This is a genomic window from Kitasatospora sp. NPDC022856, from assembly GCF_055561235.1.
Genome location: NZ_JBVHHE010000015.1, coordinates 50172 through 71526, shown reverse-complemented (window position 1 = coordinate 71526; position 21355 = coordinate 50172). Strand labels below are relative to the sequence as shown.

At 75.9% G+C, this 21355-nt stretch carries 24 protein-coding genes and 3 pseudogenes; 14 read left to right on the top strand and 13 right to left on the bottom strand.

The genetic code is table 11. From position 1 onward, the window contains the following. Positions 1–70: 70 nt before the first annotated feature. A complete protein-coding gene (locus ACZ34W_RS20430; RefSeq protein WP_465605966.1) occupies positions 71–1234 on the top strand; it encodes a trypsin-like serine peptidase in 1164 nt (387 codons plus the stop codon). A gap of 183 nt (positions 1235–1417) precedes the next feature. Beyond that, positions 1418–2581, top strand: coding sequence for an FAD-dependent oxidoreductase (locus tag ACZ34W_RS20425; protein ID WP_465606169.1), 1164 nt, complete (start codon positions 1418–1420; stop codon positions 2579–2581). A 20-nt stretch (positions 2582–2601) separates the two neighbouring features. Here the strand turns inward: ACZ34W_RS20425 and ACZ34W_RS20420 are convergent, their stop codons facing one another. The 3 genes from ACZ34W_RS20420 to ACZ34W_RS20410 form a co-directional block, all read right to left on the bottom strand. Further along, entirely contained in the window at positions 2602–3237 is a 636-nt protein-coding gene (locus ACZ34W_RS20420) for a TetR/AcrR family transcriptional regulator (RefSeq protein ID WP_465605964.1), read from the bottom strand. 163 nt (positions 3238–3400) lie between these two features. Beyond that, positions 3401–3604, bottom strand: a complete 204-nt coding sequence (locus ACZ34W_RS20415) for a cold-shock protein (RefSeq protein WP_329485672.1) — start codon at positions 3602–3604, stop codon at positions 3401–3403. A gap of 118 nt (positions 3605–3722) precedes the next feature. After that, positions 3723–4220, bottom strand: a complete 498-nt coding sequence (locus ACZ34W_RS20410; RefSeq protein WP_465605962.1) for a pyridoxamine 5'-phosphate oxidase family protein — start codon at positions 4218–4220, stop codon at positions 3723–3725. A 146-nt stretch (positions 4221–4366) separates the two neighbouring features. Here ACZ34W_RS20410 and ACZ34W_RS20405 point away from each other — a divergent pair, with 146 nt between their 5' ends. From ACZ34W_RS20405 to ACZ34W_RS20395, 3 genes are all read left to right on the top strand, one after another. Continuing rightward, positions 4367–4963, top strand: a complete 597-nt coding sequence (locus ACZ34W_RS20405; RefSeq protein WP_465605960.1) for a TetR/AcrR family transcriptional regulator — start codon at positions 4367–4369, stop codon at positions 4961–4963. Then, the gene (locus ACZ34W_RS20400; protein WP_359807639.1) at positions 4960–5820 is read left to right on the top strand and encodes an SDR family NAD(P)-dependent oxidoreductase; all 861 of its coding nucleotides are present in this window, start codon (positions 4960–4962) and stop codon (positions 5818–5820) included. The genes ACZ34W_RS20405 and ACZ34W_RS20400 overlap by 4 nt, the downstream gene beginning before the upstream one ends. 61 nt (positions 5821–5881) lie before the next feature. After that, a complete protein-coding gene (locus tag ACZ34W_RS20395; protein ID WP_465605958.1) occupies positions 5882–6925 on the top strand; it encodes a hypothetical protein in 1044 nt (347 codons plus the stop codon). 54 nt (positions 6926–6979) lie between these two features. On the opposite strand, the gene ACZ34W_RS20390 is transcribed toward ACZ34W_RS20395, so the two are convergent. Both ACZ34W_RS20390 and ACZ34W_RS20385 read right to left on the bottom strand, forming a co-directional pair. After that, positions 6980–7579, bottom strand: a complete 600-nt coding sequence (locus tag ACZ34W_RS20390; RefSeq protein WP_465606167.1) for a DUF4230 domain-containing protein — start codon at positions 7577–7579, stop codon at positions 6980–6982. Between the two features lie 446 nt (positions 7580–8025). Then, entirely contained in the window at positions 8026–8793 is a 768-nt protein-coding gene (locus tag ACZ34W_RS20385; protein ID WP_465605956.1) for an SDR family NAD(P)-dependent oxidoreductase, read from the bottom strand. A gap of 224 nt (positions 8794–9017) precedes the next feature. Here ACZ34W_RS20385 and ACZ34W_RS20380 point away from each other — a divergent pair. Further along, positions 9018–9729: pseudogene (locus ACZ34W_RS20380) on the top strand (DsbA family oxidoreductase). 75 nt (positions 9730–9804) lie between these two features. Here the strand turns inward: ACZ34W_RS20380 and ACZ34W_RS20375 are convergent. Further along, positions 9805–10353 (bottom strand): annotated as a pseudogene (locus tag ACZ34W_RS20375) (TIGR03086 family metal-binding protein); the annotation flags it as partial. 146 nt (positions 10354–10499) lie between these two features. On the opposite strand from ACZ34W_RS20375, the gene ACZ34W_RS20370 reads away from it, so the two are divergent. Next, on the top strand, positions 10500–10661 hold the full coding sequence (locus ACZ34W_RS20370; RefSeq protein ID WP_465605954.1) for a hypothetical protein: 162 nt from the start codon (positions 10500–10502) through the stop codon (positions 10659–10661). A 71-nt stretch (positions 10662–10732) separates the two neighbouring features. Then, on the top strand, positions 10733–11275 hold the full coding sequence (locus ACZ34W_RS20365) for an ATP-binding protein (RefSeq protein WP_329485662.1): 543 nt from the start codon (positions 10733–10735) through the stop codon (positions 11273–11275). 18 nt (positions 11276–11293) lie between these two features. Here ACZ34W_RS20365 and ACZ34W_RS20360 read toward each other — a convergent pair whose 3' ends face one another. Together ACZ34W_RS20360 and ACZ34W_RS20355 are read right to left on the bottom strand one after the other, a co-directional pair. Continuing rightward, positions 11294–11932, bottom strand: coding sequence for an endonuclease (locus ACZ34W_RS20360; RefSeq protein WP_465605952.1), 639 nt, complete (start codon positions 11930–11932; stop codon positions 11294–11296). Positions 11933–12082: 150 nt separating this feature from the next. After that, complete coding sequence (locus ACZ34W_RS20355; protein ID WP_465605950.1) at positions 12083–13186, bottom strand: carboxylate-amine ligase; 1104 nt, start codon at positions 13184–13186, stop codon at positions 12083–12085. 249 nt (positions 13187–13435) lie between these two features. Here ACZ34W_RS20355 and ACZ34W_RS20350 point away from each other — a divergent pair, with 249 nt between their 5' ends. Further along, on the top strand, positions 13436–13909 hold the full coding sequence (locus ACZ34W_RS20350) for a hypothetical protein (protein ID WP_465605948.1): 474 nt from the start codon (positions 13436–13438) through the stop codon (positions 13907–13909). Positions 13910–14018: 109 nt separating this feature from the next. On the opposite strand, the gene ACZ34W_RS20345 is transcribed toward ACZ34W_RS20350, so the two are convergent. Continuing rightward, positions 14019–14417 (bottom strand): hypothetical protein, encoded by a 399-nt coding sequence (locus ACZ34W_RS20345; RefSeq protein ID WP_465605946.1) that lies wholly within the window; start codon positions 14415–14417, stop codon positions 14019–14021. 335 nt (positions 14418–14752) lie between these two features. On the opposite strand from ACZ34W_RS20345, the gene ACZ34W_RS20340 reads away from it, so the two are divergent. Then, positions 14753–15289, top strand: coding sequence for a hypothetical protein (locus ACZ34W_RS20340; protein WP_465605944.1), 537 nt, complete (start codon positions 14753–14755; stop codon positions 15287–15289). Positions 15290–15335: 46 nt separating this feature from the next. Here the strand turns inward: ACZ34W_RS20340 and ACZ34W_RS20335 are convergent, their stop codons facing one another. Continuing rightward, positions 15336–15698 carry a DoxX family protein gene (locus ACZ34W_RS20335; RefSeq protein ID WP_465605942.1) on the bottom strand — a complete coding sequence of 121 codons (363 nt, stop codon included), beginning with the start codon at positions 15696–15698 and terminating at the stop codon, positions 15336–15338. A 72-nt stretch (positions 15699–15770) separates the two neighbouring features. Next, positions 15771–16265, bottom strand: a complete 495-nt coding sequence (locus ACZ34W_RS20330; RefSeq protein WP_465605940.1) for a cupin domain-containing protein — start codon at positions 16263–16265, stop codon at positions 15771–15773. An 80-nt stretch (positions 16266–16345) separates the two neighbouring features. Between ACZ34W_RS20330 and ACZ34W_RS20325 the strand changes: the two genes are divergently transcribed. The 3 genes and pseudogenes from ACZ34W_RS20325 to ACZ34W_RS20315 all read left to right on the top strand — a co-directional run. Continuing rightward, on the top strand, positions 16346–17197 hold the full coding sequence (locus ACZ34W_RS20325) for a LysR family transcriptional regulator (protein WP_465605938.1): 852 nt from the start codon (positions 16346–16348) through the stop codon (positions 17195–17197). Between the two features lie 139 nt (positions 17198–17336). Next, the gene (locus tag ACZ34W_RS20320) at positions 17337–18227 is read left to right on the top strand and encodes a S41 family peptidase (RefSeq protein WP_329485650.1); all 891 of its coding nucleotides are present in this window, start codon (positions 17337–17339) and stop codon (positions 18225–18227) included. Positions 18228–18480: 253 nt separating this feature from the next. Next, positions 18481–18705, top strand: a pseudogene (locus tag ACZ34W_RS20315) (MmyB family transcriptional regulator); the annotation flags it as partial. Between the two features lie 49 nt (positions 18706–18754). On the opposite strand, the gene ACZ34W_RS20310 reads toward ACZ34W_RS20315, so the two are convergent. Both ACZ34W_RS20310 and ACZ34W_RS20305 read right to left on the bottom strand, forming a co-directional pair. After that, positions 18755–19918: an AI-2E family transporter gene (locus tag ACZ34W_RS20310; protein WP_465605936.1), complete on the bottom strand. Its 1164-nt coding sequence runs from the start codon at positions 19916–19918 to the stop codon at positions 18755–18757. A gap of 126 nt (positions 19919–20044) precedes the next feature. After that, the gene (locus tag ACZ34W_RS20305; protein WP_329485648.1) at positions 20045–20230 is read right to left on the bottom strand and encodes a CsbD family protein; all 186 of its coding nucleotides are present in this window, start codon (positions 20228–20230) and stop codon (positions 20045–20047) included. Positions 20231–20819: 589 nt separating this feature from the next. On the opposite strand from ACZ34W_RS20305, the gene ACZ34W_RS20300 reads away from it, so the two are divergent. Beyond that, a complete protein-coding gene (locus ACZ34W_RS20300) occupies positions 20820–21320 on the top strand; it encodes an ATP-binding protein (protein WP_465605933.1) in 501 nt (166 codons plus the stop codon). Positions 21321–21355: the final 35 nt, after the last annotated feature.

Below are 21355 nucleotides of genomic sequence, written 5' to 3'. Positions count from 1 at the left end.
GACGGTATCGATGAAGGGATGAGACCCCTTCCTGACGGAGGTCTGACGATCCGTCCGTAGCGTGCCGGACATGTCGATAACCCATGGTCGAACCAGTCGCCCCGACGGCCGGACCCACAGCCGGTCGCGCACCCGAGCCGTGCCGGCCGTTGACCGCGCCGTGCCCCGCGCCGTCCACCGCACCCTCCCCCGGGCGTTTCCCCGCACGTTCGTCGCCGCGGGAGCCCTCCTGCTGAGTACCGTCGCGGCCGCCGTGCTGCTGCCGAACACGGCCCTGGCCGCGGCGCCCGCCGGTCAGGAGTCCGTCACCGCGCACGCCGGCGCCACCACCGATCAGGAGCGCGGCCGGATCGACACCTACTGGACGCCGGAGCGGATGAAGCTGGCCGGTGCCATGGTTCCCGAGATCACCCCCGTGCCCGAGGACGACGACACGGCCGACGACCCCCGGCCGCTGCCCGCGGACACGCCGGACCCCGGGGGCGTCTGGACGCACGGCGGCGCGGTGAACAGGAGCGTCGGCCGGCTCTTCTTCACCTTCAGCGACGGCTACGACGGCAGCTGTACGGCAACGGTCGTCAACGGCGCCAACCGCAGCACCGTCATCACGGCGGCGCACTGCCTGCGGGGCGTCGGCGCCCCGGCCGCCGAGGACACCTGGCACCACAACCTCTACTTCGTGCCCGGCTACCGCAACGGGACGAAGCCGCTCGGCGGCTTCGTCATCAGGAGCGCGGCCACCTCCTCCCGTTGGGACGCCGACCCGGGCGGCACGACCTCGGCCGATCTCGCGGTGGCCGGCTACGACACGGGCGTGCTGGTCGCGCACCGTTCCGCCGACGGCCGACGGATCGCGGACGTCACGGGAAGTCAGCGGATCGCGTTCACCCGGCCGGTCGACGGCGAGTTCGTCCACACCTTCGGCTACCCGAAGGACCGGCTCAACGACCCCGGCGCCAAGTACGCCGGATCCCGCATGATCCACTGCGCCGGACCGGCCCGGCCCGGCACCGCGGCCCCCCTGCTGTGGGGCGAGCCCTGCGACATGGGCCACGGCGCGAGCGGCGGCCCGCACTTCGCGACGTTCGACACCAGGACCGGCACCGGTACGGTCGTCGGCGTCACCACCACCTCCGAGGACCTGGCCGGCGGCCCGGCCGCCACGCTGTACGCCACCCGCCTCGGGGACAGCGCCCACCGCCTCCACACCTGGGCGCAGACCCGCCCGGCCTGACCACCGCGCGGCGCACGGGCCGGGAGGTCCGTGCGCCGCCCGCACCCGGGGCCCGGTGGCTACTGCCCCCGCCCGCCCCGGCGACTGGCAGGATGGTCCCGTGGCCGCTCCGCTCCCCCCGCGAGTCCGGGTCGGCCGCCGGAGCGGCGGGAAAGCACGGGAGGGGAAGCTCGGTTGACGACCATGCGGATCATCGGTGGCGGCATCGCCGGAACGGCCGCCGCGCTGGCGCTGCACAAGGCGGGGTTCCACGTCACCGTCCACGAGGCGCACCCCGACACGGGCGAGGACATCGGGGCCTTCCTGACCCTCGCCTCCAACGGGATGCGCGCCCTCGCCGAGATCGACGCGGCCGAGGCCGTCGCGGCCCTCGGCTTCCCGATCACCACCATGACCGTGCTCGACGCGAGCGGCGCCGAACTGGCCGCCGTCCCGCTGGGCGAGCCCGGCCACCGGCTGACCCGCTACCGCTGCCTGCGCCGCGCCGAGCTGGCCGCGGCGCTGCGGGCCGAGGCGCGACGGCGCGGCATCGAGGTCCGGCACGGGGCCCGGCTCACCTCCGTCACCGAGACCGACGCCGACATCACCGCGCACTTCGCCGACGGCACCAGTGCCACCGGCGACCTCCTGGTGGGCGCGGACGGCACGCACTCCGCCGTCCGGGCCTGGCTGGACCCGGCCGCGCCCGCGGCCGAGTACGCGGGCCAGCGCGTCTTCTACGGGTACAGCACCGCCGCCGCGCCGTCCTCCGGGCCGGAGCGGATCACCATGGTCCGGGGCAGCGGCGCCGCGTTCGGGTACCTGGTCTCACCCGGCGGCGAGACCTGCTGGTTCGCCCGGGTGCCCGGGCCCGCCGCGTCCCCGGTGGAGGTCGCCGGCACCACTCCCGCGCAGTGGCGGGAGTGGCTGGCGCCGCTGCTGGGCGCGGACCGGACCCCGGCCGCGGGGATCGTCGCCAGGACGGGCGACCGGCTGATGGTCACCAACGCGCTCCACGTCGCACCGGGGGCGCGCTGGCGGACCCGGCGAGCCGTCCTGATCGGGGACGCCGCGCACGCCGCCTCGCCGGCCACCGGCCAGGGCGCCTCGATGGCCCTGGAGGACGCCGTCGTCCTGGCCAAGGCGCTGCGCGACACCCCCGGAGCCGCGGCGGCCCTGGCCCGCTTCGAGCGCCACCGCAGGCCCAGGGCCGAGCAGAACACGGCCACCAGCGCCCGTCTGACGGCCGGCCCGCCCTCGGCCGCCCCGCAGGCTCGTCCGGACGGCGCCCGGCCGCGGGTGGACGAGGACCTGCTGCGCCTGCTCGCCTGGGACGTCCCGCTGCCGGAGCCGTCCGGCGCCGTCTGAGGGCCCGTCACCTAGGGCGGTCAGGGCCGTTCGGCGGGCGGGAGCAGCGTGGCGATACCGGCGCAGATCAGCTCCAGGCTGCGGGCGAACTGCCCGTCCTGGTCGTGGGCGGCCGGGGCGACGGTGCGGGGAAAGCGCCGGTGCAGGGCGGCGACGGCCTCCGGGTCGGGCGGTACGACCGGCGGTTCGCTCTGCTCCTGGAGGACGTAGCCGGTCACGTGGCTGAGCACGGTGTCGGCGGCGGTGCCGCACTGCTCCGCCGGGACGCCCGCCGCCGCGAGGGTGTCGAGCAGCCGTTCCATCACGGACAGCGCGCCGGGGCTGAGCGTCTTCGGGCTGTCGGCGAACATGATCGCCCCGCCGGGGTGCTGCCGGATGCTCCGGCGCAGGGCGACGGTCTGCGCCGTCACCCGGGCCTGCCAGCCGCTGGAGGCGTCCAGTGCGGCGAGTGCCTCGGTGCCCGCGTCGTACGCCTGGCGGGCCACCCGGTCGGCCATCAGCTGCAGTAGCGCGGCCTTGTTGGGCACGTGGTAGTAGAGGCTTCCGGCGTGCGCGTCGAGCCGCTCCGCCACCCGCCGCATGGAGAGGCCGTGGTAGCCGGACTCGGCGAACACGGCCATTCCGGCGTCGATGATCCGGTCTGCGGTCAGCTTCACCCCCGGCAGTCTAACGATCACCGCAGGGTTTCGAACGCCGTTTGAAACCGGCTCGGCAGCCTTTCCGCCACGAGCGGGCCGGGAGGCGGGGTCGGGAGCGGGCCGGGGGCGGGCTGATGCCGGCATCCCTGGGCGGGGTGCCGGCACGGTGGTTCAGCTCCGGTCAGACCTTGACGACGTTCTCCGCCTGGGGGCCCTTGGGTCCCTGGGTGACGTCGTACTCGACCACGTCGTTCTCGTAGAGCTCCTTGAAGCCGGTGGTCTGGATGGCGGAGAAGTGCACGAAGACGTCCGGGCCGCCGTCGTCCTGGGCGATGAAGCCGAAGCCCTTCTCCGCGTTGAACCATTTGACCTTGCCAGTTGCCATGCCGATCTCCTTCACACGTGCTGGGCGCGGCCACGATACCGCCACTGAGCAGTGTCGATCGCGGAAGGTGTCCGGTCTGTCACCCCGAGTGGTGCGAGCGGGTGATCCGGCGGCGGGGTCAGCTCCGGTCGCGCTCGTCCCGCCGGCGGATCAGCTCCTCCACCGCGCTCGGCAGGGTCGTCTCGAAGTCGATCAGCTTCGCCCAGGTCGGGGTGACGACGATCCGCACCATGCCGTCGTAGAGCGAGCGGACCTCGGCCTCCCACGCGTCCCGCTGCTCGGGCGTCATCTCGTAGGCGCCGTTCCCGCGCAGGTACTCGTCCGGGATGCCCTCGACGACGTCGAGCTCGGCCCGGCCGCGGACGAGCAGGATCTTCGGCGGGTGCGCCTCGGTGTCCATGGTCAGCGCGACCGCCGGGTTCCGGCGCAGGGACGCCAGCTTCGGGGCGTTCTTGACCGTGCACATCACGATCTCCGAGCCGTTCCAGACGAACCCGATCGGTACCACCCGGGGCGTGCCGTCCTTGGCGACATAGGCCAGCCGGGTCAGCGCCTGGGCCAGGAGCTCCTGGCTGAGCGGCCGGTTCAGGACCTCGTTGATCTCGGTCGGCTGCACGGTCGATCCCACCTTCCAGCGGTAGTCCAGCAGGGCCGTTCCAGCTTAGGAAGGTTCCGGGGCCGGGGTCTCGTCGGGCGGGGAAGGGGCCGAGCGGGCGGGGGAGGGGATTGACAGGGCCCAGGAGAGGAATGAATATTCATTCCGTGGCATCCAGGAAGCCCGACCTCGACCGCCTGCTGATCGACACCGCCCTCGCGCTCTTCGCCGAACGCACCTACGAGGGCACCCAGATGCCCGCCGTCGCCCAGCGCGCCGGCGTGGGCGTGGGCAGCATCTACCGCTACTTCCCCAGCAAGGAGGCGCTCGGCAACGCGGCCTTCCAGCACGCCAAGCGCGCCCTGCTCGACCACCTCGCCGGCGCGCTCGCCGAAGGGGGACCGGCCGCTGACATCCGGGCGGAGTTCGGCCGCTTCTGGCGCGGCTTCACCCGCTACGCCGGCGCGTACCCGGACGCCTTCGTCTTCCTCGAACACCAGCAGCACGACACCTTCCTCGACCCCGAGAGCCGCGCCCTCGCCGAGGAGATCGACCGCGTCGCCGCCGACTTCATCGAACGCGGCCAGCGGGCCGGCGAGATCCGCGAAGGCGACGCCGCCCAGCTCGTCGCCCTCGCGCTCGGGGCCTTCACCGGCCTCGTCAAGCTCCGCCGCCCGGGCGGCCTGCACACCCTCCCCGCCGAGGACCTCGACCGCGCCGAAGCCGCCGTCTGGGACCTCCTGCACCGAAAGGTCTCGCCATGACCGACGCCGCACGGACCGTGCTGATCACCGGCTGCTCCTCCGGCCTCGGCCGGGAGACCGCGCTCGCCCTCCACCGGCTCGGCCACCGGGTCCACGCCACCGCCCGGCGCCCCGAGACCCTCGCCGACCTCGCCGGCCTCGGCATCACCACGCTGGCGCTCGACGTCACCGACGAGGCCTCGATGGCCGCCGCGGTCGCCGCCGTCGAGGCCGCGCACGGCCAGGTCGACCTACTGGTCAACAACGCCGCGTACGGCCTCCACCTGCCGGTCGAGACCGCCGGCCGGGAGGAGATCCGCGCCCAGTTCGACACCAACGTCTTCGGGCTGGTGCGGATGGCCCAGCTGGTCCTGCCCGGCATGCGCCGCGCCGGGCGCGGACGCATCGTCAACATCTCCTCCATGGCCGGCCGCTTCTCCCCGCCCGGCGGCGCCTTCTACCACGCCAGCAAGCACGCGGTGGAGGCGATCAGCGACTCGCTGCGCCTGGAGGTCGCCCCCTTCGGCGTCGAGGTGGTGGTCGTCCAGCCCGGCCCGACCATCACCGGGTTCGCCGCGACGGCGGTGGCCACCATGCACGGCGAGGCCGACCCGGCCGACCCGTACGCGGGGTTCCGCAGCCGCCTCGCGGAGATGTACGGCGGCCGCACCTTCACCCGCCGCAACGGCGCCGTGCCAGCCGAGGCCGCCACCCGGGTCGTGGTCCGGGCCGCCACCGCCGCGCGCCCCCGCGCCCGCTACGCCGTCGGCGCCCTGGCCCGCTCCACCATGCTCGCCAAGCGGCTGCTCCCCGACGCGGCCTTCGACGCCCTGATGCGCCGGAGCTTCCCGCTGCCCGAGCCGGTCCGAGCGGCCTGACCCGTCCGAGGAGGCCGGGCGGCGGGCCGGCCCGCCGCCCCGCCGGGGCAGAATCTCCCCCGTGCTCGAAGAACACTTCACTCCCGTGGACGAACCGCTCGCCGACCTGGCCCGCCGGCTCCTCGCGGCGCGGACCGGCGGCTGGACCGAGGACGGCGCCCGGGCCCTCGTCGACGGCCTCGGCCTGCGCCGGGCCGGGCCCGCCGACGGGGCGTCACCCGACGGACCGCGGCTGCGCCCGGTCGGGCCGTCCGAGCGCCGCTACGCCGAGGGGCGGGCCCATCTCGAACTGGCCGTGCCGGCCGGGCGGGGCGGCCCCGACGCCGCCGGCCACGTGCTGGCCTTCGGCCGGGCGCGGACCGAACTGACCGACGAACTCGGCGAGGCGTCGGTGATCGGCTCGTACGGCTCGCTGGGGCCCTACTACGGCCCGACCCCGGCCTGGGGCGCGCCGTTCCTGCGGTGGCGCGGTCCGCACGACACGCTCGAACTGCGGGCGGGCCGCCGGGGGCCGGAGCTCGTCCTGCGGCCCACCGCTCCGCTGGAGGACTGGTACCTCGGCCTCGGCCACGGTGAGGAGAACGCCATCGGCGGCTTCCTCGGCACCCGCCGGGCCCCGTCCACCGCCGGAATGAGCCTGCCCGGCCGCTGGTCGGCGCGGAGTTGGGAGACGGTGACCGGAGCGCTCGCCGCGTTCCTCACCACGCTGCCGGCCGAGTTCGCCGCGCTCGGCATCGCCAAGGTCATGCGGCTCTACGGCCGGACGGGCGGCGGGGCGCCGCGCCTGTTCGACATCGACGCGGACAGCCGGCTGATGCTGGCGTCCTTCGCCGACCACGACGCCGACCCGGCCGCGGCGGGCTGGGGCACCGTCGCCGAGCACCCCGGCACACGGGAGACCTGGGCGGACGACCACGAACCCAGGTGGCGCCTCGACGCGGGAGGCCCGGGGGAGCCGGACGGCCGGGCCCTGGCCGGGGCCCTCGTGGCGACCGCGCGCGCGGCGGGCGTCGCCACCCCCGGTGACCTGCTGCTGGGCAGCGAGGCGGAGGACATCGGCCCCTACCGGGTGACCTTCCACGGCCTCGGCCTGGCCACCGTCTGACCGGCCGGCCGGGGGTTTTCGGCGGTACCCCGAAAGCCCCCGGCCGGCCCGCCGTCAGCGGACGACGGTGACGGTCACGGTGGTGAAGCCGAGCGAGGTCAGCAGGTTCTGCAGCATCGCCCGGGTGTTCTTCTCCGCCGTCGCGGTGAGCGCGGTCTGCTCGGCGGCCGCCTTGATCTTGTCGGTCGCCAGGATCTCCAGCTTCTGCTGGTCGCCGGGGTTGCCGGAGAAGAAGTCCCCGAGCCGGTCGAAGAGCCCGCGCTGCTGGGAGAACACGTAGGAGCGCTTCACGTCCAGCGCCGGGTCGGCGAGGCGGGCGTGCGGCAGCGTGACGGTGGCCGAGCGCCGGTCGTCGGAGACCGCCACCGCGCCGTTCGCCAGCTCGCCCAGGTCCACGTACGCGTCGACGGTGCCCGCGGCCACGTACAGGGTGCGTTTGCCGAGGATCTGGGACGGGAGGAACTTCGCGTCCTGGTCCAGGTCGACGATGACCTGGAAGTTGCCGCCTGCCGCGGTGTAACGGCTCATGTCCTGGATGGACTTGAGGACGGCGGGCTGGCTCCGGTCGATCTGGCGCTCGGCGAAGGGATTGGGCAGTCCGGGCAGCAGGTCCAGCTTGGCGGCGGCCAGGAAGACCGCGAGGATCACCGCCAGGGTGACCGGCAGACCGACGTACCAGGGGACCCTGCGGGGCCGCGACCGGGCGTCCGGGGTGCGGCGGGGCGCCGCCGCCTTCCGCTCGGTCCCTTCCGTCCCTTCCGTGCGCTGCTCGTCGGATTCGTCGCTCCGTTCCGTGTGCCGTCTCTCGGGTTCGTGCCGTCGACCGTTCGTCGGCCACCGCATCGCTGGACCTCCTCGACGGGCCCGCGCCGGGTCGGCCCGGGCATCGAGGCCCTTCTGCCCGCTCGGGCGCGGGGCAACGGTTCCGTCGTGTGCGGATCTGTTCCCGGGCGCTCCGGCGGCCGCGCCGGGGGCGGGCGTGGTCGGTGGCCTGCTGACGGCGGCCCTGCCGACCCGGGCCCGCGCCCGGCATGCCGACCTCCCGCGCCTGCGGGAGGTCTCGGCGCGGGACGCGGCCGGGCCGGCGCCGGCGGGTCCGGTCAGGTCCGCAGGTGGGAGGCTCCGTTGAGGTCGAGGACGGTGCCGGAGGACCACTCGGCGGCGGGGGAGGCGAGCCAGAGCACCGCGGCCGCGACCTCGGCGGCGGTGGCGACCCGGCCGAACGGGCTCTGCGCGCGGATCGCCTCCCCCTCCGGGCCGTTCAGCCGCGGGGCCACCCGCTCCGTCTCGAAGAAGCCCGGGGCGACGGAGGCGACGGCGATGCCGTGCGGGGCGAGGGAGACGGCGAGCGACTGCCCCAGGGCGTGCACGGCGGCCTTCGTCGCCCCGTACGCCGGGTGGTCCGGCTCGCCCCGGAAGGCGCCCCGGGAGCCGATGTTGACGATGCGTCCGCCGCCGCCCCGCTCGATCATCGCGTGGGCGGCCCGGTGGCTCAGGTAGGCCGTGCCGAGCAGGTTGACCGAGACGTGCCGCTGCCAGTTGTCGACCCACTCGTCGTACGGCGTCTCGGGCAGCGGGTGGCGCAGATTGACGGCCGCGTTGTTCACCAGCACGTCGATGCCGCCCAGCGCCCGCACCGCCGCGTCGGCGACCCGGGCGGCCTCCCCCGGGTCGGCGAGGTCACCGTGGACGAGTGCGTGGCCCGAGCCGTCGAGCGAGGCGAGCGTCTCGGCGGCGTCGTCCGCGCGGGTGCCGTAGTGCACGGCCACCCGGTCGCCGTTGGCGGCGAATGCCTGGGCCACCGCGCGGCCCAGGCCCCGGGAGGCCCCGCTGACCAGCACGCGACGGCCGGTGGAGGGCAGGTTCATGGCGGGATGCTCCCGGGGTCGGGCCGTCGGGCACGGCCGGCTGTCCAGCACCCTACGGCGGGCCCCACCGGGGCGGCCGACCGGGCCGCCGGCACGGTCGCGGGCCTACGGGCCTGCGGGCGCCGGGGTGAACATTTCACTGCGGGAAATATTTACCTGATCACGCATGTTGGAGGTCGGGCGGTGCGGGAAGGACCCGCCCGGCTGAGGACAGGAGCAGCGCCGTGCGCGTCGAGATCTGGAGCGACATCAACTGCCCGTGGTGCTACATCGGCAAGGCACGGTTCGAGAAGGCCCTCGAACGGTTCCCCCACCGGCAGGACGTGGAGATCGTCCACCGCTCCTTCGAACTCGACTCCCGGTCGCCCGCCGAGGCGCGCCCGGTGGTCCCGCTGATCGCCGCCAAGTACGGCCTCGGGCTGGACCAGGCCGAGGCGGCCGAGCAGCGCATCGCCGCCAGTGCCCGCGAGGAGGGGCTGGACTACCGCACCGAGGGGCGCGACGCGGCGAACTCCTTCGACATGCACCGCATGCTGCACTTCGCCGAGGAGCACGGTCGCCAGGCCCGACTGCTGGACCTGCTGTACCGGGCCAACTTCGCCGACGAGCGCTCCGCGTTCGCCCCGGGCCGCCTGGTGGAGCTGGCCGTCGAGGCCGGGCTGGACGCCGGGGAGGCGGCCCGCGTGCTGGGCCGACCCCGACGCGTACGCGGAGGCCGTGCGCGAGGACGAGGCGACGGCGACGGCGATGGGCGCCACCGGAGTGCCGTTCTTCGTCTTCGACCGCCGGCTGGGTGTGTCCGGCGCCCAGCCGCCGGCGACCTTCACCGCCGCGCTGGAGCAGGCCTGGGAGAGCCGGGTCGTCCTCCTGCCGGCGGCCGGTGCCGAGGCGGGAGAGGTGTGCGGACCGGAGGGCTGCGCGGTCCCGCAGGGCTGAGCTGCGCGGAGTGGGACGTCGGCCGGTCCGGCGCCCTGCTCCGCACCGCCGGCCCCCGAAGGGCGGCGCCCCCGGTCAGAGTCGCTGGGCCGACCAGGACGCGTCCCGCCCGGTGAGGGCGATCAGCTGGTCCTGGACGTCGGCGCCCGCTGCCGGGCTGCGGGCGGGGGCGAACTGGCCGGTGCCGGCGAGATCGTGGCAGCTCCGGAACTCGGCGAGTGCGTACCGGGCCGCAGCCTCGGGTATCCGGCCGTCCCGGCCCAGCGCCCGGGCGAGGTCCCAGCCGTGCACGACGGTCTCGGCGGTCAGCTCGCGGGCGTAGCCGCCGACATCGCGCAGCCCGTACGGTACGTGCGCCAACTGGTCCGGCGCGCCCGGTCGGTCGAGGGCGCGGACGGCGCTGCCGAGGGCCATCGTCCAGACCCCGACCGGGTTGCGGCCCAGGACGTCGCCCTCGAACCGGTGGCCGATCTGCGCCGGGGTGTAGCCGGCGACGGCCTGGCAGACCCACAGGTGCTGGGCCGTGAGGTGGTTGAGCAGGGTGCGCACGTCCCAGTCGTGGCAGGGGGTGGGCGCCGTCCACCGGTCCTCGGGCACCGCCCGGACCAGCCGGGTGACTTCCGCCCCGGCGGCGGCGTAGCGCTCGCGGACCTCGGTGTGGAACCCGAGTGTGTGGGGACATCACATGGCCGGGCCTCCGTTCCTGCCCTGGTGACTCCCAGTGAACCGCTACCGGGCGTGAGAAGCCAGATCTACGCGGGCTGATTCCGGTGACGGTGCCGGACGGTGACCGGGGGGTCGCCGAGCGGACCCGGGGGTGCGGTCCGCCGGGCGGGTCGGCAGCTGTGCCGTCGGGCGCGGTCGGGGGCTTCGGCACGCTGAAGGAGAAGGACGTCATCAAGGTCAACGCGAAGATCGCCCGGGCGGGCTGACCTCCGCCGTCCGTTCCGGGCAACCGGCGCGGGGCCCGTGTAGCGGCCACGGAGCGGGGCAGGCGCGGGTCATGGACGACACCGCGGCCGTACCGACCGGGCCGACCGCCGGCGCCGGTCCCCCCGGCTGCCCGCTCGACGCAGAGGCCGAAGAGGCGATGAGGACGATCGACCACACCACCGAACCCCGTGCGCAGCAGACCAGGCGGCTGTTCCTGGCGGAGCGAGCCGGCGCCGTACCGCGCTCCCGCGACTTCTGCCGCCGCGCACTGACCGACTGGCAGTGGCTGCCGGCGGCCGACGACGAGCAGCTGGCCGCGGCCGAGGACGTCGTGCTGATGGTCTCCGAACTGGTCACCAACGCGTGCGTGCACGCCCCCGGAGGCCCGTACGAGCTGCGTCTCGCCTGGGACGGCAGCCGGCTGCGGATCGAGGTCGGCGACGCCGGCCGGGAGCCGCCACGGCTGCGCCCGCCCGCCGACCGGGGCGCGCCCGGCGGGCACGGGCTGCGGGTGGTCGACCGGCTCGCCCGTGCCTGGGGCTACCGGCCGGAGCGTGACGGGAAGACGGTGTGGGCCGAGGTGCCGGCCCCGCCCGGCCCCCGGCGGCCCTGACGTGGGTCCGGGTGCCGCTCAGCCGGCCCGCAGCCGCTCCACCGTCCCCGGCGCGCGGCCGGCACGCACCAGGCCGTCCGCGAGCCGGACGAGGTCGCGCGGCGCGACGAGGCCGGCCAGTGCCCCGGGGCTGCGGGGGAGGCCCAGGGTGGCGGCGCTCCGCCGGGCCCGCGTGTCGAAGAAGGGCCGGAGTTCCGGCCAGACGCCCTGGGTCTCGCGGCAGAAGATGTCGGCGGCGGTCGGGCCGATCCTGGGCACCTCCCGCAGCAGCCCCCGCAGCCGTTCGACGTCTCCGCCGGCCTCCCGGCGCAGCGCCCGCAGATCCCCGTGCCAGCGGTCGAGGACGAGCTGCGCGCCGTCGCCGAGAGCCGTGGCCGTGCTCTCGTCGTACCTGCGGTAGTGGGCGCGGCCCAGCGCGTCCACGCGGTCCTGCCACGTGGCACGCACCATCGCCCGGGGCGTCCGCAGCCCGGCCGCGAACAGCTCGCGGGCGGCGGCGACCGCCGTCTCGGTCCGGATCGGGGCCGCGCACAGGACGCAGAGCACCAGCACCTGGTACAGCGGCGCCGGGGTGTCGGCCAGGCGGATGCCGGCCTGGTGGGCATAGGTCTCGCCGTAGTCGTGGAGCACCCGGCGTGCCGTCCGCTTCGCGTCCATCGGAGTCACCTCCGCTCGGCGGCGCCCTGCGCGGAGGAGGGGCCCGGCGCCGGACGGGCGGTTCCTCCCACCGGCTCGGCTACCCGGCCCGGCGCGGGTGACACGCCGGGCCGGTGGCACTGATCGGTGCTCAGGCCCCGGTGGTCTCGCTCAGGCCCCCGTGGTCTCGTCGGCGATCGTCGCGACGAACTCCGCCCTGCCGTGTCGGCGCAGCGTGCGCCGCTGCCGCACGGCCCCGTTGCCCTCGCGGAGCAGCCGTTCCAGCACCGGCGTGACGTGGCGCCCGTCGTCGGTGGCGGTCAGCACCGGGTCCAGGTAGTCCAGCAGCGCGGCCACCGCGCGCGCGGCGGGCGCGAGGTGCCCGGAGAGCGGGTCGAGGACCGTCCCGGTGCAGCCGTGCCGGGCGCTGTGCCAGACGGCTGCCGCGAGTACTTCGGGGGTGACGGCGGGCGCGGGCGGCCGCGCCCGGTCGTCGTCGAGCAGCCGGGTGGCGAGGGCGCGGAGCAGGCCCGCGAGCATCACCGCCTCGTCCGGGCGGAGCTGGACGTCCATGGCGCGGACCTCGACGGTGGGGTACCGCTCGGAGAGCCTGATGTGCCAGTAGAGCTGTCCGCTGTCACGGATGAGCCCCTCCCCGACGAGGTGCGAGGTGCGGCGGTCGTAGTCGTGGGTGTCCCGGAAGGACGGGGGCGGTCCGCTGACCGGCCAGCGTCCGAAGACGACGGTGCGCCAGGACGCGAATCCGGTGTCGGCGCCGTGCCACAGGGGCGAGTTGGCGGAGAGCGCGATCAGCAGGGGCAGCCACGGCCGCAGCCGGTTCAACAGGGTGACGCCGGTCGCCCGGTCGGGTATGCCGAGGTGGACGTGCATCCCGGCGATCAGCTGTTCGTCGGTGAGGCGCCGGGCCTGGGCGTGCATGGCCCGGTAGCGGGCCGTCGGGGTCACCGGGACGGGGAGGCGGTCGGTGTCGGCGAACGGCGCCGCCGCGCAGGCGGTGAGGAGGCAGCCCTCCTGGTGCGCGGCCTGGCCGAGGGCGTGGCGCATCCGCAGCAGGTGGCCCCCGGCCTCGTCGAGGGCGTGGCAGACCGGGGTGGCGATCTCCAGCTGGGCCTGGAGCAGTTCGTGCTGGACCTCGCCGTCGGCGAGCGCCGGGTGGAGCCCGGCGGCCCGGCGCACCTGGGCCGCGCGGGCCAGGGGCAGACCGGTCTCCGGGTCGAGCAGCAGGTATTCCTCTTCCACACCCAGGGTCAGCATGCCTGGCGGCTACCCGCCGTCACCCGGATCACTCCGGGGCAGCGGCGGCCTCCACCGCCATGCGCCCGGCCCACCCCCCGTTGACGGGCCCGGAGGGCGGGGCGCCCTGCGGGTTCGACCCGGTCGGCGGGGGTACGTACGAGTCGAGGCTTACGGGGGCGGGCGTCCGCGACGGTCGTGGGCGCGGCGGGCCCGCTCGCCGTGGGGGCCGGGCCGGTGCGTCCGGCGCCGTCCGAAAGGGGCAGCAGCATGGGCGACGCGGCACCGGGCGGCGGGCAGGACCGGGACACGGCCGGGTACGCAGGGTCGGCGGACTGTCGCAGGGCCTTCGCGGAGGTCGCCCCGGAGGCCGCGGCCGCCCTTGTCACCCGGGCGCTCACCGGGCCGGACCCGGCGACGGCGAGCGACGCCGTCCGCGAGTACCTCGGCCGCCGGGCCGCCGAACTGCTCACGGACCCGGGCTACCCGGCCTGGTGCCTGGAGATGACCGGCCCGGTGGCGGCGGACGCCTCCGCCGCCCGACGGCTGCGGGAGTGGACGCTGCTGCGGGCCGTGACGCTGGACGAACCGTGGGAGGCGGACGCCCTGCTCGCCGCCTCCGACTGGCTCCAGCTGCGCACCGCCGAGGAGTCCTCGGCGGTGATCGCCCTGGCCGTCCTCGCCGAGGGCGGCCGGACCAGGCGCATCCGCAACACCGCGCGGTCCCGGCTGACCGGCGCCTAGACCGACCGGGGCCGGCGGTCTCTCCGTCTCCCGCCGTCACGGCACTACCGCTTCAGGGCCCTGTACCGCTTGAGGAGAGCGGTGAGCCGCTCCGGGTCGGCCGCGCCGTTCAGCTCGGCGGTGAGGTCGTCCGGGCAGAGTTCGTACGGGGCGCCCCGCCATCGGCGCCCCCGGTTGTCCCGGACGGCGGGTCAGGGGCGGCGGCTTCGCCCGGGGCTCCGCCGGCCTCCCGGTAGCAGTGGCCGGAGCAGAAACTGTCCCGCCGCCGGACGCCGGGGTGCTCGTACGCGCGCCCGCAGCGCACGCAGGTCCGCGTACCGGGGCCGGCCGGCTCGGCCGCCAGCCCCAGGGCCTCAAGCAGCAGCCGGCAGTCCGCCTCGTCCAGGGCGTGCGCGGCCACCAGGGCACGGGCCCGGGTCGCGACGGAGGCCGGGGCGATCTCGGCGAGCGGCTCGATGGTCTCGCCCAGGGTCATCAGGTCTCGTTCGGCGTGTTGCACGATCGCCACCCCCGTCGGACTGCGCGGTCGGGAACCTTCCATCCTACTGCGCCCGGTGCCGGTCCGGACGGGCGGCGCAGAGGCCGTAGCGCGCCGTCCCGACGTCTCCGCGCTGCCCCGCCCGCCGGACGCGGCGGTACGACGCCGTCCCGACCGCCCCGGCCTCCGGAGGGGCGCCACGAGGGTGCCCACCGGCCGATGTGCGAGACAGAGCCGGATCACGTGGCCGAGGATCGAGGTGATCGATCCGAGCGGTTCGAGAACGACGGCCAGGTGCAGGACCTGGCCGGGCCGTCGGCGCGGCCGGGCGGAACCGGGCGCGCCACCGAGAAGGGACATCCGTCATGGGCCTGCACGTCAATGCGAACGAGGTGGTGGCAGTGCTGCTGTCGGACGGCTGGCACGGGGTGAAGCCGGGCACCTTCGCGGTCGGTCCGTTCGCCTTCGGCAGCTCGATGGAGGGCGGGTCCATCGACATCGCGGGGCAGCCCGGCTTCCGGTTCACCACCCAGGACGGGCCCGTCATCACCGGGCCGCTGTCCTCGGTGCTCGCCGTCCAGTCGGAGAGCACCCAGGTGCCGGGGCGTACACCGCTGCACGAACTCGCCGACCGCCTGGACGGCTCGATCGTGGTGGTGGACGGCACCGACGCCGTCCGGTTCTCCTACGCGGGGGAGGACTTCGAGGTCTGGCTGGGCGCGACGAAGTACGGGCCGCGCTGGTTGTTCGCCGCGGCGGGCAACCGGGACGGCGCGGTCGACTACGGCTTCGGCGAGAAGGACCCCGTGGACCAGGTGGCGCGGGCGGCGATGAGCGACCTCAAGGCCGGCATGCGCCCGGGCCGGACGGCCGCTCCCGGCAGCCCGTCGGCCACGCCGTAGCGGCCGCGGGTCCGCCGGGTCGGACGGCCCGGGCGCGTGCCGGCACTCACCGCCAGGTCGTCGCCAGGCAGGCGGTCACCGCCGCGACGGCCAGGAGCGTGAGGTTGAGCGCGACCCGGCGGTCGCCGAGGCGCAGGTGCACGGCGGTGGCGGCGGTCTGCAGGAGCACGAACCCGACGGCCGAGGCCAGGCCCAGCCACGGCGCGACCCCGGTCAGCGGGGGCAGGACCAGCCCGACCGCGCCGAGCACCTCGACCGCCCCGATGGCCCGGACGGCCGCCATCGGCGTGCTGTCCACCCACGCCATCATCGGGCGGAGCCGCTCCCGGCCCCGGAGCAGCTTCAGCCCGCCCCCGTAGAGGTAGAAGAGGGCGAGCAGGCCGGCGGCGGCCCAGTAGGCGGTGTTCACGGTTCCCCTCCAGAAGTGTGTGCGTCGCGGGGGCGGGCGCCCGCGGGGTCACGGCCGGCGCCCGCCCGGCGGTCAGGTGAGGTCGGTCGCGGGCTCGGTGGCGTAGCGGCTCATCACCCCGAGGTGGGCCCGCGGGGTCAGCGCCCCGCCGCCGGCGATCATGTCCTGGAGGTCGCGGAAGTACTGCACGTAGAGGTCCGGCGTGAACGTGCTGAGCATGACGGCCGGTTGGTCGGTCGGATTGGCGAAGGTGTGCGGGGCGCCGGGCGGGACCATCACCAGGGTGCCCGGCGTCGCGTCGTGCTCCCGCTCCCCGACGGTGAACCGCACCGTGCCGGAGACGACGTAGAAGCCCTCGTCGTGCTGGGAGTGACGGTGCTGCGGCGGTCCGGGGGTGTGCGGTGCGAGCACGGACTCGGCGATCCCGAGCCGGTGCCCGGTGGTGCTGCCGTCCTCCAGGATGCGCAGTCGGGTACTGCCCAGGAGGATCGTCTCGCCCTCGCCCGGGCCGACCACCGACACCACGGGCTCCGCCGGCCGTTCGCCGGTCCTCGGTTCGTTCGTCATGCCCCGATTCCACCGCCGGGGCGCGGCGGCCGTCCAAGACCCGTTCCGGGCCGCCGATACCGCGCCGGTATCGTTGCACCATGGAGCTACGCACGCTGCGCTACTTCGTCGCCGTCGCCGAGGAACTCCATTTCGGCCGGGCCGCCGCCCGACTGCACATGAGCCAGCCGCCGCTGAGCCGGGCGATCAAGCAGCTGGAGACCGACCTCGGCGCCGTGCTGCTGTACCGCTCCGCCGCGGGCGTCTCGCTCGCCCCGGCCGGCGCCGTGCTCCTGGACGAGGCGCGGACGCTGCTCGACCGGGCCGAGCAGATCCGGCTGCGGGTGGCCGCGGCGTCGGGCGCCGCGACCATCACCGTCGGCATCCTCGCCGACAGCTTCGACCGGGGAGCGCGGCGGCTGGCCGCCGCCTACGGCCGGCGGCACCCGGAGGTCGAGATCCGGATCCGCGAGACCGACCTGACCGATCCGACCTGCGGACTGCGCGCCGGACTGGTCGACGTCGCGCTGACCCGCGGCCCCTTCGACGGCGCCGGCCTGACGGTGCACGAGCTGCGCGCGGACCGGGTGGGCGCGGTGCTGCGCGCCGACGATCCGCTGGCGCGGCGCGACCGCCTGGAGCTGGCCGACCTGGCCGGCCGGCGCTGGTTCCAGTTCCCGGACGGCACCGACCCCCTCTGGCGCTCGTACTGGAACGGCGGCGAGCCGCGGGAGGGCCCCGTGGTGCGCGCCGTCCAGGAGTGCCTGCAGGCCGTGCTCTGGAACGGCACCGTCGGCATGGCGCCGCTCGGCCACCGGCCGCCCGGGGAGCTGGCCGTGGTCCCGCTGGCCGACATGGCGCCGAGCCGGGTGGTGGCGGCCTGGCGGGAGGGCGACGCGAACCCGCTGATCCGCTCGTTCGTCCAGCTCGCCACGGCGGCCTACCGCGACTGACCTGCCGGGCCCGGCGGCGGACCGGGGCGGGAGGCGCGGGGCGAGGCCCTCCGACGGGCGGTCGGGCGGACCCGGCCGGTGTCCCGCACCGGCGAAAAACCGTTGATCATGTCCCGGCCAGGCTCTAGCATCGCCCGCGATGCCTAACAACGAACAGATCATCGAGCAGGCCCTGGGGCGGATCGCCACCGGGTACGTCTTCGCCGAGAAGACCGAGTCCATCGACGCCGCGATCCGGCGTCGGCTCCAGGCCGGTGCGTACGACGGCCTGGACGGGCCGGCGCTGTGCGAGGCGGTGACCGCCGACCTCCAGGAGGTCTGCCCGGACAAGCACCTGCGGCTGCTCTGGGTGGACGAGCCCCAGTCGCTGGAGCCTGCGGACGAGGACGCCGGGCGGGCCGCGTTCCTCGCGATGCTCCGGGCCGCGAACCAGGGCGTGCGCCGGGTCGAGCAGTTGGACGACGGCGTCGCGTACGTCGACGTCCGCCTCATACCGGACGCCGAGGGCGGCGCGGCCGTGGTCGGCGCCGCGCTGCAACTGGCCGCCGGCAGCCGCGCCCTCGTCCTGGACCTCCGCGCGTGCCGCGGCGGCGCGCCCGAGGGGGCCGCCATGTGGTGCAGCTACTTCTTCCCCGACGACCAGGTCCACCTCAACGACATCTACGACCGCGCCTCCGGGGCGACGCGGCAGTTCTGGACGTCCGCCCACCTGCCCGCGCCCCGCTACCTCGACCGCCCGGTGTACGTGCTCACCAGCGCCGTCACCTTCTCCGGGGGCGAGGACGTCGCCTACACCCTCCAGGCGCACGGCCGGGCCACCCTGATCGGCGAGACCACGCGGGGCGGCGCCCACCCCACGGCCCGGTACCCGGTCACCGAGCACATCATGGTGACCGTGCCGACCGCCCGGACCATCAGCCCGGTGACCGGCACCAACTGGGAGGGTGTCGGGGTCGTCCCCGACGTCGCCGTACCCGCCGACCGGGCGCTCGACGCGGCGCTGGACGCCTTCCGGGCGTCGGCCCGCTAAGCGCCCGCCGCCCGGCCTGCTCCTCCGACCGGTGGCGGGGGCGGGGCCCCCGGGGGCCCGCCCCCCCCCCCCCGGGGGCGGCCCCCCCGGGGGCCGCCGCCGGGGGGGGCCGAAGGTGGTGCACCGCCCCCGGGGGGGGGGCCGCGCCCGGGGGGGGGCGCCCCGGCGGGGGGGGGGCCCCCCCCCCCCCCGCCCCCCCGCCCCCCCCCCCCCCGGGGGGGGGGGCGGGGCCCCCGGGGGCCCCGCCCCCGCCACCTGGTGGGCCGCCCACCACGTCGCCCTCCGCGGCGTCGGCACGAAGGTGCTGCACCACCCCGTGGTCGGCGACCTCACCCTCGACTGGGACACCCTCGCCAGCACCACCGACACCGACCAGCAGCTCGTCGTCCGGTCCGCCGAACCCGGCTCGCCGAGCCACGACGCGCTGCGCATCCTGGCCTCCTGGGCCGACGCCCCGGCCGACAGCCCGGCGGGCTGACGCGGTCCGGGGGCGCGGCCGACGGCCGTCAGGCGGCCGCCGCCGGGCCTCAGTGGCGGGGTGGCGGGTGGTCGGGTTCCGGAGGCGTCGGCCCTGGGGTCCGGAGCTCGCTGATCACCGCCCAGGCCACCGACACCGCCGGTACCGCGACCACCGCGCCCAGCACCCCGCCCAGCACGGCGCCGCCCGTCACCGACAGGGCGATCACCACCGGATGGATCCGCACCGACCAGCCCAGCACCAGCGGATGCAGCAGATGGCCCTCGATCTGGCCGATCACCACGATCAGCCCGAGCACCAGCAGGGCCACCACCGGGCCGCGCGCGGCCAGCGCGACCAGTGCGGCGACGGCCAGCGCGATCGGGGAGCCGATCAGCGGGATGAGGGCGGCGACGAACTCCAGGACGACCAGCGGCAGTGCCAGCGGCACCTGCAGCACGGTCAGGGCGATGCCGACCAGGACGGCGTTGGTCGCCGCGACGATCAGGACGCCCCGGGTGTACCCGGCGAAGGTGCGCCACGCGGTGCGGCCCGCCCGGCCCCACACGGGCCGGGCGCGGACGGGCAGCTGGCGCTCCGCCCAGGCCCACATCCGGTCGCCGGAGTGCAGGAAGAACACGGAGCAGAACACCGCGAGGGCGGCCGCGGTGACCAGTTCGACGACCCGGCCGGCGCTGCTGATGGCGGCACTGATCAGCGTCGAGCGGTGGGCGTCCACGAAGTCGCCGAGTTTCGCCCGGAAGTCGGTGACGGCGCCCTGCCGCAGGTGGAAGGGGGCACCGGAGAGCCAGTCGTCGAGCCGGGCCAGACCGCCGTGCAGCTCGGTGTTCAGCCGGTTCCACTCGCCGGCGACGGTCGTGCCGACCAGTGTCAGGACGCCGGTGACCAGGGCGATCGCCACCAGGAAGGCCAGCAGGACGGCGAGCGGGCGGGGGAGTGCCCGGGCCAGCAGGTCGACGGCGGGGCGCAGCACGGAGGTGATGACCAGCGCCAGGAAGACCGCGACGACCGGCAGTTCGAGGCGGGCCAGCAGCATGACGACCAGGTAGGCGGCTACGCCGATCAGCAGCAGCCGCCAGGTGTAGCCGGCGGCCTTCCGCAGGCCCGGCGGGACGCCGTCGCCCTTCGGTGACGGCCGGGCCGGCGGTGTGCGGACCCGGGGCCGCCTGACTGCGGGCGGCCGGGGCCGCCGGGCCGGTCCGCGGGTGTCCATGCGCGAGGGCCGCCTTTCCTGCGGGGGCCTGCTCGTCCGTCGGGTTTCCCCTCCGGAGCAGGCGCCCGGAACCGGGCGGGCCCGGCGACCGCCAGGGGGCGGTCGCCGGGCCGGGTGGGGTCCGGGTCAGTGCTTCCCGGCGTCCTTGACCTTCTCCACGGCCTGCTTCAGGTCGCTCTTGGCCTGCTCGCCCCGGCCCTTCGCCTCGATGGTGCGGTCACCGGTCGCCTTGCCGGCGGCCTCCTTGATCTTGCCCTCGACCTTCTCACCGGCGTTGCGCAGCTTGTCGTCGGCACCCATCGTGTCGCTCACTCCCTCTCGTGGAGTCCGGCTCTCTCGTGGACTCGGGCGTCGCTCGCCCCGACCGGCGTCTGCCCGGTTCGCCCGGTTCCACACCCGGTGGTGCGGGGTTCGTCGCGGAACCCGGTGCCGAAGGGTCCGGCGCGGGCCCGGTCGTGCCGGATTCGTCGCGGGCGGGGAGTGTCGCAACGCCCGGCAGGTGTGACCGGGCCGGAGCCGGGCAGGCGCGAACCATGCCCGAGGCGCAGGTGAGAAGGGTGCCCGCCGCCCCCGGGGCGTCGGTTCGGCCGGTTCCCGACGACCGGTCGTCGACCGGCGTCCGCGCGCTCGCCCGTGCCACGCGCCACGATGGTCGGGACGGCCCGCCGCCGTCCGGACCCGACCGGGAGCCAGCCATGCGGAGGCCAGCCGAGCAGCCCACCCGAGGGGCGGGGGAGCGGGTCCGGCACGCCGCCCCCGGTCCCGGCCGGGTGGACGGCGCCGGCCGCCCGACGGCCGACGGCACCGGGCGGATCGTCGCCGGGCCGCCCGCCCCGGGCCTCCGCGACTCCCCGAGCCTCCGCGACTCCCCGGGCTTGCGCGACTCCTCGGGGAGGCCGGGATGAACCGCTCCCCGAGTGGCCCCGTTCCCGACCGGTCCGGCGTTCCGATACCCCCCGGCCGGGGGCCCGCACCCGAGTACTCCGAGCGTCTCCTGCTCGACGGCGGCGAGGGCGCGGTGCGGCGCTGCCGCGAGTTCAGCCGCCGGATCCTGGAGGAGTGGCACTGGCTGCCCGCCGACGACGAGGAGCAGCGTGCGGTGACCGAGGACGTCCTGCTGATGGTCTCGGAACTCGTCACCAACGCCTGTCTGCACGCCCCGGGCGGCCCCCGGGAGCTGCGGCTGAGCTGGAACGGCGAGCGGCTGCGGGTCGAGGTCGTGGACGCCAGCCCGGTGCCGCCGCGGGTCCGGCCGGCCATCGTCCCGGGGCGGCCCGGGGGGCACGGCCTGCGCATCGTGGGCCGGCTCGCGAGGGCCTGGGGTTCGCTGCCCGCGGGCCGCGGGAAACTGGTCTGGCTCGAAGTGCCGTCCCCGCTCGGCCAGCGCGTCCGCGGCGGCTGACCCGGGCGGGGACGGCTGTGTCGTGGCAGCGCCGC